The sequence below is a fragment of the Domibacillus indicus genome, assembly GCF_000970685.1.
In the GTDB taxonomy this organism is placed as follows: domain Bacteria; phylum Bacillota; class Bacilli; order Bacillales; family Domibacillaceae; genus Domibacillus; species Domibacillus indicus.
In genome coordinates, this window is sequence record NZ_LAJB01000012.1 from 47,515 (window position 1) to 64,634 (window position 17,120).

Below are 17,120 nucleotides of genomic sequence, written 5' to 3' on the forward strand. Positions count from 1 at the left end.
GAAACGAAACATGCTTATATGCATTTTGCTTATAAACAGTATGCTGCTCCCGGCGCAGGCATCCGCCATGAATTACACGGCGATTGGAGACTCGCTGGCGGCCGGCCAGACACCGAACAGGGAAATAGGCGCGGGCTACGCAGATATGCTGGCCCTTGCACTGCAGCCTGACGCTTATTCCAAGCAGCTTTCCGTGCCCGGCTATACCGTAGAGAAGGTTATTGGGCAGGTAGAGAGCGAAGCCGGGCAGAAAGCAATTCAATCAGCTGATTTAATTACCATTTCGGCCGGCGCCAACGATTTGCTGCCGCTTATTCAAAATGATCCAAATCGTGGAATACTGTCCTTTAATGCGGTAACTGCCGCGTTTGCGCTGAATGGAGTGCGGGAAGATTACGCGCTTCTGCTGGAAAAAATAAATAAGCTTAATCCAGATGCAAATGTATATGCGATGGGCTACTATTTTCCGTATCCGCATGTATTTGACCAGCACAAGCCGGCTGTCAGCAGGCAGCTGGATGTGCTGAATGAGATTATTGAGCAGGAAGCTGAAAAAGCAGGCGCCACTTTTGTTCCGGTGGCAGACCGGTTTGGGCTTGATGGAGTCGAGTTTTTGCCGAATCCGGGTGATGTTCATCCGAATGAAGCCGGCTATTTAGAAATGGCCAATGCCTTTTTGGATGTCTACGCACCGGGCATGCAAATTCCGGCCTCGGTTCTTGAAAAACTGCCGGCGCCGGTGTCTCTCTCCAAGCTGATAAGACAGCAGGAAGCAGCCGATACGCCGGAAGAAGATCAGGAGCCGGAAGAGTCCCAAACAGAGGGGGAAACGGCCTCCATTCAAGGCTGCACGCGAGAAGAAGTATATACTGCTGCACGATAAAAAAGTGTTCCCGGATGTCCGGGAACACTTTTTGGATTGGATTTTACACAACACCTTGTGAAATCATGGCATCGGCAACTTTTATAAAGCCGGCAATGTTTGCGCCGACAACAAGGTTGTCTTCATAGCCAAATTCAGCTGCCGCTTGTTTTGACTGCTTGTAGATGTTCTTCATAATGTCATGCAGCTTCGCATCTACCTCTTCAAACGACCACGGAACACGCGCGCTGTTTTGAGCCATTTCAAGCGCAGAAACTGCCACGCCGCCTGCATTCGCCGCTTTCGCCGGTGCGAATAACACGCCATTTTTCAAGAAGATGTCAATCGCTTCAAGTGTTGAAGGCATATTGGCTCCTTCGCCGACTGCTTTAACACCATTGTTTACGAGAATTTGAGCAGATTCTGCATTGATTTCATTTTGAGTGGCACATGGAAGAGCAATTTTACACGGGATGCTCCAGATGCCTTCACAGCCTTCTGTATAGGTTGCGTTCGGATGATAATTTACATACTCACTGATGCGTTTGCGTTCTACTTCTTTTAATTGCTTGACAGTCTCGATATTAATTCCATTTTCGTCGTAAATGTAGCCGCCTGAATCCGAGCAAGCCACAACGGTTGCTCCAAGCTCTGTCGCTTTTTGCATGGCATAAATCGATACATTTCCTGAACCGGATACAACAACCGTGCGTCCTTTAAACGTTTTTCCTTTATCGCGAAGCATTTCATCCACGAAATAAACGGTTCCGAATCCGGTTGCTTCCGTACGTGCAAGGCTTCCGCCGTATGCGATGCCTTTTCCGGTTAAAACCCCTGCTTCATAGCTGCCGCGAAGGCGTTTGTATTGGCCGAACATGTATCCAATTTCACGGGCTCCTACCCCAATATCACCAGCCGGTACATCTACATCAGGACCGATATGACGATACAACTCTGTCATAAAGCTTTGAGTAAAGCGCATTACTTCGTTGTCTGACTTTCCTTTTGGATCAAAGTCAGATCCGCCTTTACCGCCGCCAATCGGCTGGCCAGTCAATGAGTTTTTAAAGATTTGTTCAAATCCAAGAAATTTAATAATGCTTGCATTTACAGAAGGGTGAAAGCGAAGTCCGCCTTTGTAAGGGCCGATTGCACTGCTGAACTGAACGCGGAAGCCGCGGTTCACCTGCACATTGCCATTGTCATCCGTCCAGGGAACACGGAAAGAAATAATACGCTCCGGCTCAACCATCCGTTCTAAAATATTCTGCTTGATATATTTTGGATATTTTGCGAAAACCGGTGTTAATGATTCAAAGATTTCTTGAACTGCTTGGTGAAATTCTGTTTCGCCAGGATTGCGTTTTTTAACAATCTCAAAAACGTGATCTACATATTGTTTAGCTGTCTTCATTTCTTCAGACAATACATTCGTTGTTGTCATCTTTGTTGTCTCCTTTGTGCATAATATACAATTTTCAGATAACAATATCATATTCTGAAAAAATGATGTCATCAATGCTTTAAATAGAACGAAACAATCTCTATAAGAGATGGATTCTCTGTTTAGCTTAAAAAATGATGATTTCTACACCGCATAACGCCGGTTTACTATAAAAATAAATAAAAAGCGTTCACGGATATTTGCCGTGAACGCTTTTTATTTTGCTTATAACTGGAGCATCGTATACACAAACACTACGGCAATAGTCAGCGGAACAACCCAGCGCATAAGAGACACCCATAAGCTGTAAATTGGGCTGAGGCTATGGGCATTTAATTCAAACTGCTCTTTAACGAGAGATCTGTCCATCCGCCAGGAGATAAACAGGGCGATCAGCAGACAGCCGAGCGGGAGCAGAATATTACTGACAAGATAATCAGTTAAATCAAAGATCGACCGGTCAAAATAGGAAATATCCGCCAGGATGCTGAATGAAAGCGCGGCTGGTATACCGGCGAGGAAAACCACTATCCCTGATATAAGTGCTGTTTTTTTGCGTGATGCTTCTTTTCCTTTTGTAAAAGCGGACGTAATAATTTCGAGCAGGCTGAACGATGATGTAAGTGTCGCAAACAAAAACAATAAAAGGAACATAAACAAAAACAGTTCGCCAAATGGCATTTGTGCAAAAACCGCCGGCAGCACAACAAATAAAAGTCCAGGTCCTTCAGCCGGCTCTAAACCAAAGGCGAAAACCGCCGGGAAGATGGCCAGGCCTGCGAGCAAGGAAACGAAAATGTTCATAACCGAAACCCAGCCGGCAGATGCCGGTATGCTGACATCTTTGCCTAAATATGAGCTGTAGGTGACCATGCAGGAAAAACCGACAGCCAGTGAAAAGAATGAATGCCCGAGCGCATAAAGAACGGCTTCGCCGGTAATTTTGGAGAAATCCGGCTGCAGGAAGAAGGATACACCTTCCATAGCGCCCTCCAGCGTCAATGAGCGGATAACCAAAACAATAAAGAAAATAAATAAAATGGGCATCATATACTTGCTGGCACGCTCGATTCCATTTTGAATGCCGGCTGCAATAACAATGATATTCATCAGCATAAAAATGGCGTGGCCGCCAATTGTCAGCCCGGCATTCGTTGTAACAGCGCCAAACAGCGCTCCGGAGTCACCATTGCCAATAATGCCTCCGTACAAGGAGCGGACAGTGTAAATAAGCACCCAGCCGCCAACAACGCTGTAAAAAGACAGCAGCAAAAAGCAGCCGGCCACACCAATTTTGCCGGTTACGGTCCAAAAAGAATCCGGCGCCAACTTTTTATAGGCGCTTACGGCTTCGCGGCCGGAACCACGTCCAATGATAAATTCTGAAATAAGCATAGGCAGCCCGATAAGCAGGGTGAAAAGGATAAATAAAAGCAAAAAGGCCCCGCCGCCGCTTTGCCCGGTTACATACGGGAATTTCCAGATGGCGCCCAGCCCGATTGCTGCTCCGGCTGATGACAAAATAAAGCCGAGTTTAGACGACCATTGTTGCTTCTTTTCCACGTGATTCGCCTCCTATTTACAAGTAATTTTTATTATTTCACTATAACACGAATTGAAAACGGCGGCTGAATATATTTTCAAAGCGAATTGAATCGTTTATAATAAGAAAATTAAATTAATAACTGGAGTGTACATGATGACTGTAAACATAAATACACATGAAAATATACAGAACGGGCAAAGCCGCCTTGAAAACCGCGGCAGGCTGCTTGTAAAATGCCCGGACGGTCCCGGCATTGTCGCTGCACTGTCAAAATTTTTATTTGAGCAGGGTGCGAATATTATCGAATCAAGCCAATACACAAGTGATCCGGAAGGCGGGACGTTTTTTATCCGTTTGGAATTCGACTGCGCTGAATTAGCTGAAAAGCGCAGCAAGATGGAAGAGGATTTTGAAGCGCTCGCGAAGAAATTCGAAATGGAATACCGTTTCGCTTATGGCAGTGACCGGAAAAAAACGGCTATTTTCGTTTCCAAGGAAACACATTGCCTGCTTGAGCTTTTATGGGAGTGGCAAAGCGGGGATTTGCAGACAGATATTGCTTTTGTAGCAGGAAATCACGAAGAAGCCCGCGGCATGGTTGAATCGCTTGGTATTCCGTTTTATCATATCCCTGCCAATAAAGACATCCGCAAGCAGGTGGAAGAAGAGCAGTCGCGCCTTATTGAAAAATACGAGGTTGATGTGATTGTACTGGCGCGGTACATGCAGATTTTAACGCCGGAATTTGTCGAGAAGTATCCGAACAAAATTATTAATATTCACCATTCCTTTCTGCCGGCATTTATCGGTGCACGCCCATATGAACGGGCGCATAACCGCGGAGTAAAACTAATTGGCGCCACATCTCATTATGTAACAAACGACCTGGATGAAGGTCCAATCATTGAGCAGGACATTGAGCGTGTGGATCACCGCGATCATGTAGCGGATTTGAAAAAAATCGGCCGCTTGATTGAACGGAGTGTACTGGCTCGTGCGGTGAAGTGGCATTTAGAAGACCGCGTGATTGTTCACGAAAACAAAACGATTGTATTCCAATAAGAAAAAAAGCCGTTTCTTTCTAGAATGGCTTGAGAGTGAAGACAAAGTTAAAAAGCAGGCTGATTGAAAACGTTTGTCTTTCCAGGAACGCCGCCGGCTGGGAAGCGGAGTGACCTTTTGGGGGTCATGAGCATCCACAGCCGGCAAGTGACGCCGAAAGCAAGCGTTTGTCAACAGCCTGAAGCCGTTTCTTTCTAGAACGGCTTTTTTTCTTATTGGCATGTTTTGCCCGATTATCTGCGTAATTCTCAAGGAAATGGGCGTGATTAGCAGCTCGACAGCGTGTCACATATGGTCCATCAGTTTTTTTGCGACCCATTCAAAATGGTCTGGATTTACACCAGGGGCGAATTCCTGCGGCAGGTCATCCAGGTCGGGAATAGGGGCGCCTTTTGGCGTTCCTTCAATTACCTTCAATGGCTCGTTATTTTCTGGATTTGTACCTTTCCAAATTTGGCGGATGCCTTCATACTCGCCGTTGCTATTCCATGTATACAGCACGTTATTCAATCCTTGTTCTTCAAATTTGCGGGCGGCGTCAAATTTAGAGTTCGATACATCAGGTGTCGGAATCATTTTTGTAACATCCGCACCGGTAATCATTTCAATCGCTTTTGCGTATGCCAGCATGTGAGTACCGCCGCGGACAAGCAGATATCCGATCATTTCCCGTGCTGTCGGATGATCTGTCATTTCATACACACGCATTTTATGCGTTCGGGCACCAGTTTCAAGAAAGAAGTTATGAAGCAGATCAAGGGTCAGGTTGCCGCTTGAAAAAACATAATTCCCATTCCACGGCATGCCCATTGAATCCATTGGCAGCGATGCCTGGGCACTAACAATAAAGTGATGCGTATTTCGTTTGTTTAAGCCGTTTTGCAGCGGCGTACAGTCCGGGTCGGCATTCAAGGTCGTACCTTTTAAAAGCAGGTTAATCGTTGTCGAAACGAGCTCTACATGGCCGACTTCTTCCGCGGTAATGCTTGCGATAAGATCGTAGAAAGGCTTCAACTTCTTTTTTTGCCGGAAATTAAATGACTGAAACAAGTAATTGTTTAATGTAGACATCTCACCGAATTTGCCGCCGAGCAGTTCCTGTACGGCAGCCGCCGAGTTGGCACAGCCATATTCGGGTATAGGGAGTTCCACGGCAAGCCGGTTTAAACGCTTGAACATAAAAAGCCCTCCTTTTTTTACCACGTTTTACTGTATGCATTGTGAAACGGGAAAGTGCCTATATGTAAAGAAATGTACCAGACAGACTGCCCGCAAATAACCATCTCCGCCGGTCAGTTTTGATGTAGGAAAGCAAAGTGCGTTTGTAAAACGTGAAATTTGGGGATAAACACGATAATATGAATTAAAGCGGATTGGGAAGAAAGGAAGATGTGATGTTTGAATCGTTATTATTTTATTTGATGGTTACGCTTGTAATCGGGATTGCTTCCCAATGGACAGCCTGGCGTTTCCGGCTTCCGGCCATTGTCGTTATGTCCGTGTCCGGTTTGTTAATTGGTCCGCTTTTTGGCTGGTTTAATCCAAAAGACGTGTTTGGTGACTTATTTGGCCCAATTATCTCCGCCGCTGTGGCGATTATTTTATTCGAAGGAAGTTTAAATCTTGATTTCCGTGAAATTAAAACGGTCCGGCAGCCGATCCGCCGCATTGTTACGCTGGGTGCGTTTATTGCCTGGATTGCGGGATCGCTTGCTGCTCATTATGTAGCCGGCTTATCGCTCGCTGTGGCATTTGTCATCGGCGGCTTATTTATCGTTACAGGACCGACCGTTATTTTGCCGCTGCTGCGGCAGGCAAAATTAAAGCCTCGCACCTCTGCAATATTAAAATGGGAAGGAATCGTAGTTGACCCTTTTGGCGCACTTCTTGCTTTATTTGCTTTTGAATCAATCAAATTTTTTACCGGGGAAGAAACAGCCGCGACGTTTATTAACTTCCTGCTTGGTTCCGTCTTCGCCGTTATTCTGGGGGTTGCTTTCGGAATTGGGCTGGGCAAGGCGCTTGAAAAAGGCCGAGTGCCCGAGTATTTAAAGTCTCCGGCTGTTTTCGTTGTCGTCATTGCCTGCTTCGTTATTTCGGACGAATTGATGCATGAAACAGGACTGCTGGCTGTTACAGCAATGGGGATGGTAATGGCAAATATGCACATTTCCTCTATCAGGGATATGCGACATTTTAAAGAGAATATTTCCATTTTGCTTATTTCCACGATCTTTATTATGCTGACAGCATCTTTAACGAGAGAAACACTGATGCAGATCTTTGATATCCGCATTATTGCCTTTGTACTGATTATGCTGTTTGTCGTCCGTCCGCTCTCGATTTGGCTGTCAACAGCCGGCACAGATATGTCCAGGCAGGAAAAAACGCTCGTTGGCTGGATTGCGCCGCGCGGAATCGTAGCTTTGACAGTTTCAGGATACTTTGCCCAGTCCTTGTTTGAAGCGGGTTATGAAGATGCTTCCTTATTAACGCCGCTCACATTTGCGCTTGTGTTTTCAACAGTAGTTGCCCATGGTTTTTCAATTGGCTGGCTGGCAAGAAAGCTGAATCTGGCTTCAACCGATAACCCCGGTGTGCTGCTGGTGGGAGGCAACGCGTTCACAGCAAGGCTTGGCAAAACGCTGCAGGATTTGAACATTCCTGTTTTAGTAGCAGATGAATCATGGCCAAGGCTTCACTCGGCGCGCCAGGCAAATCTGCCTGTGTATCATGGTGAAATCCTGTCAGAAAGTACGGAATACCATTTAGAGCTGACACCATATGAATATATGATTGCAGCAACGAACGATGAAGCGTATAATGCGCTCGTCTGCTCGACCTTTGTGCCGGAGATGGGGCGTGTAAATCTCTATCAGATTGCAGCAGGGCCAGAGCGTACCGAAACGGCGAAAGAATTTAACAAAACAGTTGGCGGAAAAGTGCTGTTTGATTCTTCTGCTCACTATCAAGCGCTTGTATCGCGTGCGACTGAATATGTGTTCCGGAAAACAGAACTAACAGAGCGATATGGCTACAGCACTTATTTAAAAGAGCTCGATGAAAACACACTGCTTTTATTTATTGTGAAGCCATCCGGAAAGCTGGAATTTTATACACGCGATGTATCACCAAAAGGGGAACCGGGTGATACGATCGTCAGCCTTATGCCGCCGGTGAAGGAAATGACGAAAGCAAAAGAAAAAATCGCGGAGCAGCGCCGTGAACAATAAAACGAAAAAAGCGGCCTTCAGCAGGCCGCTTTTTTCTGACAGTAAATCAGAGAGAGTATGGAATGTATTTTGTAAGTTAAGCCGATTAAGCCGGCTTCATAGGTAAATTATAAAAGTATGTGAAAGTGCTTTCATCATAAAGTGCACAAAATAACATATAGGTGACATAAAGCAGAAGATTTCAAACACAAAGAACAATTTCAAAAGGCGAAAATAACGGGACAATTTTATCATGAAAATAGCCCGTTTTGTCCCACTTTAAAAGCGGTGCAAGGAGTCAGGAAAAAGAAACTATCGGCTTTTCCAGCATGCTTCCTGTTTCAGCAAGGCGGGTATGCCAGGATAAGGCTTTTTCCAGAATATGAGGAGTCTGGCCGCCCCGTGAAACAGCTTCTTCGTAATAGCTGCGCAACGCTTCTTTGTAAGACGGATGCACGCAGTTCTCAATGATAAGAAGTGCCCGCTCCCGGGGTGCCAGTCCCCGCAGATCCGCATAACCCTGTTCGGTTACGATTACATCTACATCATGTTCGGTATGGTCAACATGGGAAGCAAATGGGACAATACTTGAAACCTTTCCATCTTTCGCAGTAGATTTTGTAACAAAAACAGCCGTCCGGCAGTTGCGGGCAAAGTCACCCGATCCGCCGATTCCATTCATCATTTTTGTGCCGGAAACGTGCGTAGAGTTAACGTTTCCATAAATATCAATCTCTAAAGCTGTGTTAATCGATAACAGGCCAAGCCGGCGAATAAGTTCCGGATGGTTGGAGATTTCCTGGGGACGCAGCACAAGCTTATCCCGGTATTTGCCGAGGTTTGAATACACCTCTTTCATTTTTTCTTCTGAAAGGGTAATAGAGCAGCCAGAAGCAAAACGGATTTTGCCATGGTCAGATAAATCAAAAACAGCATCCTGAAGCACTTCAGAATAAACTTCCAGGTTTTCAAACTCCGAGTCGATCAAGCCATGCATAACAGCATTGGCAATGGAGCCGATACCGGCCTGAAGCGGTGCGAGTTCATTTGAAAGGCGTCCCGCTTGTACTTCTTCACGAAAAAATGCAATTAAATGCTTTGCCATTTGTGCTGTTTCCGCGTCCGGCGGTACAATCGTGGACGGAGAATCCTGGGCGTTTGTCAGTACAATTCCTTTGATCTTAGCGGGATCTACACGAATGCCAATTTCTCCGATACGCTCATCGACAGATGTCAGCATGATCGGGCCGCGTTTTCCTTGATCGTTTGGGCTGTAAATATCGTGAAGCCCCTCCAGTTCCGCCGGCTGGGCAGTGTTTAGCTCGACAATTATATTGTTGGCTTTTTCAACAAAGATTGAGGAATTGCCAACGGAGGTTGCAGGAATAATCATGCCGTCTTCCGTAACGGCAACGGCTTCAACGACCGCATAATCAACCGGGCCAAGTACACCGCTGCGGACAGCTTCTGCAGTGTGGGATAAATGCTGGTCAACGAAAAGCAGGTGGCCGCTGTTTATTTCTTTGCGCATAACTGGATCAGCCTGAAATGGAAGGCGTTTATGAATAATTCCGGCTTCGGCCATCATTTTATCCAGGTCAAATCCCAGAGAGGCACCCGTAAAAATATTCACTTTAAATGATTCGGTTTTCGCCCGTTCTACCAGTGACATTGGAACGGCTTTTGCATCTCCTGCCCGTGTAAAGCCGCTTAATCCGAGTGTCATCCCATCTTTAATCCAGGATGCCGCTTCGTCCGCTGTGACAATGCGGCTTTTTAATGCTTCCATCCGAATACGTTCATTCATTCAATATAATCCTCCCTGTTCATTTTAGCCAGTGTATCAATATTTGAAAGGGGTTTCATTTGGATTCGGATAAAAAGCAGTAAAAAAGACGCGAAGGAGAAATTTCGCGTCATCAAGCAAGTTTGTTAATAATTGAGCGATTTACGAAAAGCACTCGTATACGTCTGGGTAACCGGAATCTTCGTCCGGTCTTTCATGATAAGCAAAAAGGTTGAATGGGAATCCGGCTGTATTTCTTGAATAAAGTTCACATTTACAATATAAGAGCGGTGAACACGGATAAATGCATCATCCGGCAGCATAAATTCCAGCTCGGTCAAATTCAGTTTATGATACCCATTGCCCGTCCGCGCCTGTACACGGGTTTTTCTCCCTTCTGATTCCAGGTATAAAACATCAGAATAAGGAATGGGATACCATCGGTCCTCTGACTTAATCGTCAGGAGGTTGCGGGAGATAGGAGATGGCTTCGCCGGATAAATGGTTGTGACCGCACCGGTAAGCTCATGATCGTCAAAAATGGGCACGCTCATTGCAAAATAGGGAATGCCGTACACATCGCTGTCAATATATGTTGACACTTGATGCTTCTCCGTCAGCGCTTGCTGTGTGACGCTTCCTTCTTTAATGGGATCGCCTGCCCGGATATGTAAATCAATAAGGCGGCTTGGCTGATAATATATAAATTTTTCATGGTTTGAAACGGCGACAGATGTATTGGGCGGAAAAAACTCTTTCATGACTTCCATCAGTCCGGAAACGGTCAGTTGATCCACTTTTTTCACCTCTTTGGAATAGCTGTAGTACAATTATTTTACCATAACCGAAGGAGGAAGCAGGGTGGCAAAAGGAAAAACAAATGCGATGCGGCTGCTGGACGCGGCGGATATTCCTTACCGGATGCATGAATATGAAAGTAAGGATGGGAAAATAGACGGGGTTTCCGTGGCATCAAAAATAGGCGTGCAGTCAAAATATGTTTTTAAAACACTGGTAACCCAAGGAGCAAACGGCCTTTACGTATTTGTAGTGCCGGTAGAAGGTGAGCTTGATTTAAAAAAAGCGGCGCGCGCCGCGGGCGAAAAAAAGGTAGAGATGATCCCGGTCAAAGATATTCAGAAGCAGACTGGCTACATACGCGGCGGCTGCTCGCCGGTCGGCATGAAGAAGCTGTATCCGACATTTATTGATAAGCAGGCGGAGGAGTTAGAGATCATAATTGTAAGTGCCGGCAGGATCGGCGCACAAATTGAATTGAAGCCTCACAGGCTTGCAGATGCAGTAAACGCTTCCTTCTGTGAAGTTGTGAACAAAATTTGAATGAAATGTTACTGAATTGTGGAAAGTGCGATTTTCAGAAAATAGACGGTTCTTTTTAGAAAAAAAGCGGCGTATACTAGATTCATCAAATGAAACAGGAGTTGACCCCCAAACATGATGGTCGTTGAAAATCTTCTTGATGTGAAAAGCTATTTTGCCAGTGAAGTAAAAGAAAACTTTGTAGTTCAGTATGAGAAAATGCTGAAATCAAGCGCATTTTACAAAGAAGGCGGATGGCACGAACTCGAAGAAGAAACAGCGGAATGTGTAAAAGTATTATGCCAGACTGGAGATGCATGCTCCGTCACACGTTTAAAAGAATATCCCGTAAACGCTGAATCAACCGTTGATGCTATCCTGGCACGCATCCGTGAATCTCACAGCGATATTTTTAAAGGGTAATATAAAACTAGCAAACCGGCTTCCTGAAGGAGAGCCGGTTTTTTATTGCTGTATAAGTTGAATGAGACTCGGGCATCTGCCGCTTATTTTTTGAAAGGCAGTACGCAAAGTCACTTGTTAAACGTATGTAAGCGGGTATCTATTTATAGCCGTCCCGGACATAAACTGCTTTTATGATACATAGACTTGAGAAAGTGGACAAAACAAAAGCAGCGGCTGTCCGCTGCTTCAGGCTGTCATCAGCCAGCCTCTTTTTTATTTGTAATTAAAAAACGCACCAATTTTTTCATCTACAGCTGCTGTTTCATGGAGTCCGCTGTGGTTAATCATTTTATCATAAAGGACATCAACCCGATATTGGTTTTCCGGCACAAGGGCTTTTAAGCTGAGCGCGCTTTGCAGCGGAGTTACCTGGTCGCCGGTCCCGGCAATATTCAATACCTGTGTTTCCTGTGGAAAACGATTATGGTTGGCTGCAATGTGAGCAAGTGCTGGAGAGCCGGGCATTAAGTCATAAACGGCAGGGCCATGATTTTGTGTAAACCAGCGCCCGCCGAACACGCCATCAAATGGACTGCCAATTGTCACGAGCTGGTCGGTCACCGGATGAAGTTCAGGATCGTATAAGTCCTGCAGAAATTTCACCGAAACAATGCCGCCCATGGAATGACTGACAATTTTCACATGCTCGATATTATAATCGTTATGCAGCACCTGCATAACCGCCGCCAGGGCAATGGAAGTAGCCTCGAATGAAGACCGGTTGTTTTCAAAAATCACTTGAATAAACGCCGGCCGTCCCGCTGAAAATGCTTCTTCCCGGACAAGCAGCTTTCCTGTTCGGGTTACATTCATAGTTAAAGCGCGTTCACCCCAGCCGCGCTCTTCAAAGCGGGCAATCATTGTATTAAATGAGCGGGCTGTTCCTTTAAAGCCGTGAACAAATAAAACAGGGTCTTTATATTGAGTGTCTGAAACGACAGGATCTCTTTTGCCAAGGACTAAAAAACTCACAAAAACCAAAAGGGCAACAGCCAACAATAAACCATATTTTCGCATGGCCGGTCCGTTCCTCTCCATTAAAAGTAGTATCTTTCATTATACGAAATTTAAGCAAAAAGATACATACCAGGATATAATGAAATGAAAAGGAGGCGGTTTCAGTGAATGAATTTGTTGGTTCGTGTGTATTGTGCGGCAAAGATGTATACTGTCAGGACGGCTTCTTAAATGGAGTAAAGGAAGAAGGGGGGCTGCACTGCTTTGAATGTGCAGAGCAAAACGAATAAGCAGGAGACCACTCTTCAATGTAATGTTACACTTCAACCGACTAGTGCCAAACTACCAAAGAAAAAAGTGCCTCAGCCTGAAGCACTTTTTCATCGTTTCCGATCATGCAAGAATTTCTTTTATCAAAGCAGCGTAATGGGCTGCGGACTGGCGGCTTCGCTTTCCTGCGGGGTGAACGCCGCCAGTCCTCCACCGTTCCCTTTCGAGAAAGAAGCGGTCCTGAATGACAATGGCTTTTGACGATTTTTTATTTATTCATGACGAAGTGAGTCGATTGGATCAAGCTTTGCGGCTTTGCTGGCCGGAAGCATTCCGAAAATAACCCCGATAATCATGGAAAACAGCAGTGCCCCTACAACGACCTGCCAGGAAATAAGCGACGGCCATTCCGCAAAGTATGAAACGGCAGAGGAAGCCCCTGCGCCAAGCAGAATGCCGATAATACCTCCAATGGATGTCAGGGTAAGAGCTTCAATTAAAAACTGGGTGAGAATTTGCCGCTGCGTGGCACCGAGTGCTTTGCGGATTCCGATTTCACGTGTCCGCTCGGTAACAGATACAAGCATAATATTCATAACGCCGATTCCGCCGACCAAAAGCGAAATACCCGCAATGGAGCCGATAATTGTCGTCATAATGGTTGTAACCTGTCCGACGCCTTCCGCCATTTCTTCCAAATTCATAACCTGGTAGGAATCTTCTGTTTGATGAAGCTCGTTTAAAAGGGCGGTTGCTTCTTCACCGACCGTTTGCAAACTGTCTGAGTCAGCAGCCTGCACGTCTACCGAGGTATAATCGAGCGCCCCGAAACTTGTTTTATATGTGTTAGCGGGAATGTAAACATCCATCGTCCCAAAGGCAAACAGGCCATCCGGCTTTTGGGCAATTCCAACGACCTCAATCGGCTGTCCATTTTGCCAGATAATTTCTCCAAGCCCCGATTTTCCTTCAAATAATTCTTTGTTTAGTTCCGCACTGATGACTCCTACACGCGCACCTGAAACAAAATCCGGGCGTCCAAGCGTCCGGCCTTGATCAACAGCCAGTTCATTGACATCCAGGTAAGCTTCGTTAATGCCATAAGTTGTTGTATCCAGAGAGGTTTCACGGTAACGGGTCGTCATCATCGTCATTGTCGAAGCAACTACGTTTTTAACATTGGGCAGCTGCTCCAGCTCATTAATATCCTGTTCCGTGAAAAATGATTCCATGTAAATATTGGGATTCGCTCGAAGCTCTTCATCTGATGGTTCGTAGTACACATTCACTGTATTGCCGGCACCGGTCAGCTGGGATTTGAGCATTTGCTCGCCGCCCTGCCCGATCGCCACAACCGTAATAACAGCGGCCACTCCAATAATAATGCCAAGCATTGTTAAGATTGAGCGCAGCTTATGGGCAAGAACAGAAGAGAGAGCCATCCGGATATTTTCCTGAAGTGTCATGGGCGGCCCTCCTCTAAAATCAATCCGTCGCGAACGGTCACAATGCGTGATGTGTATTCAGCGATTTCCGGCTCATGGGTAATGACAACAATCGTTGATCCGCTTTTATGCAGGGCAGCTAATTCTTCCATAATCGAGATGCTTGTTTTTGTATCAAGTGCACCGGTCGGTTCATCCGCTAAAATAAGTGCCGGATTGTTTACAATTGCCCGCGCAATGGCCACACGCTGCTTTTGTCCGCCGGATAAGGCATTCGGCAAATGGTGCATCCGGTCTTTTAAGCCGACTTTTTCAAGAGCCGCTTCCGCCCGGGCTGTGCGCTCTTTTTTGGACACACCGGCATAAATCATCGGCAGCGCCACATTTTCCAGTGCGTCAAGGCGGGGAAGAAGCTGAAACTGCTGAAAAACAAAGCCGATGTGTTTATTGCGTACATCGGCCAGCGCATCATCCGAGTAGGTGGAAATTTCCTGGCCGTTTAAAAAGTAAGAGCCGCCGCTCGGCTTATCAAGACAGCCGATGATGTTCATAAGCGTTGATTTTCCAGAGCCGGACGGGCCCATAATAGAGGTGAATTCGCCATCTTCAATGGCCAAATTAATTTTTTTTAAAATAGGCACCGTTTCCTTGCCCAGGGTGTAGCTTTTTTCGATCTCGACGAGTTCAATCATTCTACGGTCACATCCATCCCGTCTGAAAGACGCTCATCTGGATTTGTAATCACATCATCTTTTCCGGTCAAGCCTTCGGACACTTCAATCCATTTGTCCGCCTGAATACCGGTTTTCACTGTTTTTTTGATAGCTTGTCCATTTTTGACAACAAATACGTAAGGATTGTCCTCTTCTTGAAAAACAGCTTCGACCGGAAGGACAGAGGCGGTTTTTTGATTGGTTTCAATATCAAGAAGCAGCTTAAATCCAGGCTTAATTGTTGAAATATCGGCTCCGTTTATCTTCACTTCAACTGGATACTGATTGGCGGCATTCGCATCTGCCTGGGCGGCAGCATCCTGTTCGGGCAGCAAGTTTACTTTTGTCACAACACCGGTCCATTGCTGATCGGGCAAAACATCGGAGGTAATCGTAACAGGCTGGCCGTTTTTGACATTAAGCGCGTCGTATTCCGATAGAACACCTTTTGCCAAAAAAGCGCCAGTTTGTCCCACATGAACGAGCGGTTCTTGTATTTCCGCACTTGCTGCCTGCTCACCCTGCTGGACGCTCAGCACGGTTCCATCGATTTTGCTTGTGACGGTAAGAGCCTCACGCTGCTTTTCAAGAGAATCCAGTTCCAGATTGTTTCGTTTGCGCTCAAGCTTTGCCGTATCGAGCTCCAGGTTCAGCTGATCCCGCTCAGCATCAATCTGTTCATCGGCCGCTTTCTTTCCAACTTCTTTTTCCAGCTCATCCTGCTTTTCATCCAGGCGGTTTAATTGCTTATTGAGTGATTCAATCTGCATATTAGTGGATTGTCTTGTTAAATCCGCCTGCTGCTGCTCCAGCTCAATTGTATCGCTTGAATATGTGACAAGAGGTGCTCCGGCTTTAACAGTGTCGCCTTCGCTCACATGAACGGTTTCGACATCTCCTTTTTCCAGATCTTCATAAACTTTTTGTTCATCTGCAAGGGACAGTGTACCGGGAATCATAACAGTCGTTGTTAATTCTTCTTCTTTTATATGCCCCGTTTTTACAACAATTTCGTTTTCAGCCTGAGTCCGGTAAATGCTGAGTCCGATAAAAGCGGCTAAAATCAAAAGAACAAGAGGGATAATCACTTTCTTTTTTTTCAGCATCTTAATAAACCGCCCCGCTGAAAATTCCCATCAGAAGGGTTAACAAGAATAGAATTCCTGCGATAATCCAGCCGGCCCGCCGGGAGATGGAAGTAACGATAGGCAGCCCGATCCCCGTTAAAATAACAGACCAGATAGTAAAAATTTCAAAGGCGCTAAGTGCTCCTCCAAGCTTTCCATCCAGACCAATCAGTCCGTTTAAGCTAGTTACATTTGGATCAGTTCCTGCTGCCAGTGCTACTCCGTAATTTACAATTTGGCCGATGGTTGTAATAAAAAGAATAAAAATTGTAAAAGTAATCAAGTGCTTGAAAGCTGCAGTGCCGCCGGCTATTTTTACAATAAGGTACGTAATTCCTGCACTGATCAAAACAGTAATTGGGAAAATAAACAGGCTCATGCCACCAGTGGAGATAAGAGATATGGTTCTTGCCTGCTCTGTTGAAACACCAACTGCATCGGCTGTCACTTTAAGGGTTTCAGGCAGAAGTCCGCTTAATGAAGCGGCGGCGGCAAAAAGAATTAAAACAATAAGGCCGGGACCCCAAATAGCAGGCCGGTGCTTCATCCGCTCGAACTGCTGAACAGGGCTTGTAATAAAAGCGAACAGCGATGGTTTAGAATGTGCGGTATTACTCGTTTCTTCACTCATTTCATAAACTCCTTTTCCATAAAATATTTATTCAAAAATAGATACGGAGCAACAGGGAAGAAAGTTTCATTTTTTTAGCAGTTTTTACAGATATGGAAAACAAAAAAACCGCTTCATAAGAGGCGGTTTCAGGCTGTTGATAAACGCCCGCTTTCGGCGTCACTTGCCGGCTGTGAATGCTCATGACCCCAAAAGGTCACTCCGCTTCCCAGCCGGCGGCGTTTCTGGAAAGACAGGCGTTTTCAATCAGCCTGCGTTCTAACTTTGTCTACACTCTCAA

General features: G+C 45.7%; 16 protein-coding genes. 6 read left to right on the forward strand and 10 right to left on the reverse strand.

Annotated features, from left to right (window positions below):
* The first annotated feature begins 10 nt into the window (after positions 1–10).
* Entirely contained in the window at positions 11–883 is an 873-nt protein-coding gene (locus VP98_RS13820) for an SGNH/GDSL hydrolase family protein (protein ID WP_197076599.1), read from the forward strand.
* Positions 884–926: 43 nt separating this feature from the next.
* Here VP98_RS13820 and gdhA read toward each other — a convergent pair whose 3' ends face one another.
* Together gdhA and VP98_RS13830 are read right to left on the reverse strand one after the other, a co-directional pair.
* Positions 927–2,306 (reverse strand): NADP-specific glutamate dehydrogenase, encoded by a 1,380-nt coding sequence (gene gdhA / locus VP98_RS13825; protein ID WP_197076600.1) that lies wholly within the window; start codon positions 2,304–2,306, stop codon positions 927–929.
* Positions 2,307–2,531: 225 nt separating this feature from the next.
* A complete protein-coding gene (locus VP98_RS13830; protein WP_046175989.1) occupies positions 2,532–3,869 on the reverse strand; it encodes a sodium-dependent transporter in 1,338 nt (445 codons plus the stop codon).
* A 136-nt stretch (positions 3,870–4,005) separates the two neighbouring features.
* Here VP98_RS13830 and purU point away from each other — a divergent pair, with 136 nt between their 5' ends.
* Positions 4,006–4,914, forward strand: a complete 909-nt coding sequence (gene purU, locus VP98_RS13835) for a formyltetrahydrofolate deformylase (RefSeq protein ID WP_046175990.1) — start codon at positions 4,006–4,008, stop codon at positions 4,912–4,914.
* A 285-nt stretch (positions 4,915–5,199) separates the two neighbouring features.
* Here the strand turns inward: purU and VP98_RS13840 are convergent, their stop codons facing one another.
* The gene (locus VP98_RS13840; protein WP_046175991.1) at positions 5,200–6,093 is read right to left on the reverse strand and encodes a manganese catalase family protein; all 894 of its coding nucleotides are present in this window, start codon (positions 6,091–6,093) and stop codon (positions 5,200–5,202) included.
* A gap of 215 nt (positions 6,094–6,308) precedes the next feature.
* Here VP98_RS13840 and VP98_RS13845 point away from each other — a divergent pair, with 215 nt between their 5' ends.
* Positions 6,309–8,147, forward strand: coding sequence for a cation:proton antiporter (locus VP98_RS13845; protein ID WP_046175992.1), 1,839 nt, complete (start codon positions 6,309–6,311; stop codon positions 8,145–8,147).
* Positions 8,148–8,424: 277 nt separating this feature from the next.
* Here VP98_RS13845 and VP98_RS13850 read toward each other — a convergent pair whose 3' ends face one another.
* Positions 8,425–9,933 (reverse strand): acetyl-CoA hydrolase/transferase family protein, encoded by a 1,509-nt coding sequence (locus VP98_RS13850; protein ID WP_046175993.1) that lies wholly within the window; start codon positions 9,931–9,933, stop codon positions 8,425–8,427.
* A 125-nt stretch (positions 9,934–10,058) separates the two neighbouring features.
* Positions 10,059–10,709: a LytTR family DNA-binding domain-containing protein gene (locus VP98_RS13855; protein WP_046175994.1), complete on the reverse strand. Its 651-nt coding sequence runs from the start codon at positions 10,707–10,709 to the stop codon at positions 10,059–10,061.
* 64 nt (positions 10,710–10,773) lie between these two features.
* Between VP98_RS13855 and ybaK the strand changes: the two genes are divergently transcribed.
* Both ybaK and VP98_RS13865 read left to right on the forward strand, forming a co-directional pair.
* On the forward strand, positions 10,774–11,253 hold the full coding sequence (gene ybaK, locus VP98_RS13860) for a Cys-tRNA(Pro) deacylase (protein ID WP_046175995.1): 480 nt from the start codon (positions 10,774–10,776) through the stop codon (positions 11,251–11,253).
* Positions 11,254–11,367: 114 nt separating this feature from the next.
* Positions 11,368–11,655 (forward strand): hypothetical protein, encoded by a 288-nt coding sequence (locus tag VP98_RS13865; protein WP_046175996.1) that lies wholly within the window; start codon positions 11,368–11,370, stop codon positions 11,653–11,655.
* Positions 11,656–11,910: 255 nt separating this feature from the next.
* Here VP98_RS13865 and VP98_RS13870 read toward each other — a convergent pair whose 3' ends face one another.
* Positions 11,911–12,714, reverse strand: a complete 804-nt coding sequence (locus VP98_RS13870; RefSeq protein ID WP_197076601.1) for an alpha/beta hydrolase — start codon at positions 12,712–12,714, stop codon at positions 11,911–11,913.
* A gap of 104 nt (positions 12,715–12,818) precedes the next feature.
* Here VP98_RS13870 and VP98_RS19355 point away from each other — a divergent pair, with 104 nt between their 5' ends.
* Positions 12,819–12,944, forward strand: a complete 126-nt coding sequence (locus VP98_RS19355; RefSeq protein ID WP_269431507.1) for a hypothetical protein — start codon at positions 12,819–12,821, stop codon at positions 12,942–12,944.
* A gap of 252 nt (positions 12,945–13,196) precedes the next feature.
* Here the strand turns inward: VP98_RS19355 and VP98_RS13875 are convergent, their stop codons facing one another.
* From VP98_RS13875 to VP98_RS13890, 4 genes are read right to left on the reverse strand one after another with little or no spacing between them, the layout of a single operon-like run.
* Positions 13,197–14,390 carry an ABC transporter permease gene (locus tag VP98_RS13875; protein ID WP_046175998.1) on the reverse strand — a complete coding sequence of 398 codons (1,194 nt, stop codon included), beginning with the start codon at positions 14,388–14,390 and terminating at the stop codon, positions 13,197–13,199.
* Positions 14,387–15,061 (reverse strand): ABC transporter ATP-binding protein, encoded by a 675-nt coding sequence (locus tag VP98_RS13880; RefSeq protein WP_046175999.1) that lies wholly within the window; start codon positions 15,059–15,061, stop codon positions 14,387–14,389. The genes VP98_RS13875 and VP98_RS13880 overlap by 4 nt, the downstream gene beginning before the upstream one ends.
* Complete coding sequence (locus tag VP98_RS13885; protein WP_046176000.1) at positions 15,058–16,188, reverse strand: efflux RND transporter periplasmic adaptor subunit; 1,131 nt, start codon at positions 16,186–16,188, stop codon at positions 15,058–15,060. Before VP98_RS13885 ends, VP98_RS13880 begins: the two co-directional genes overlap by 4 nt.
* 1 nt (position 16,189) lies before the next feature.
* On the reverse strand, positions 16,190–16,840 hold the full coding sequence (locus tag VP98_RS13890; protein ID WP_046176001.1) for a Yip1 family protein: 651 nt from the start codon (positions 16,838–16,840) through the stop codon (positions 16,190–16,192).
* Positions 16,841–17,120: the final 280 nt, after the last annotated feature.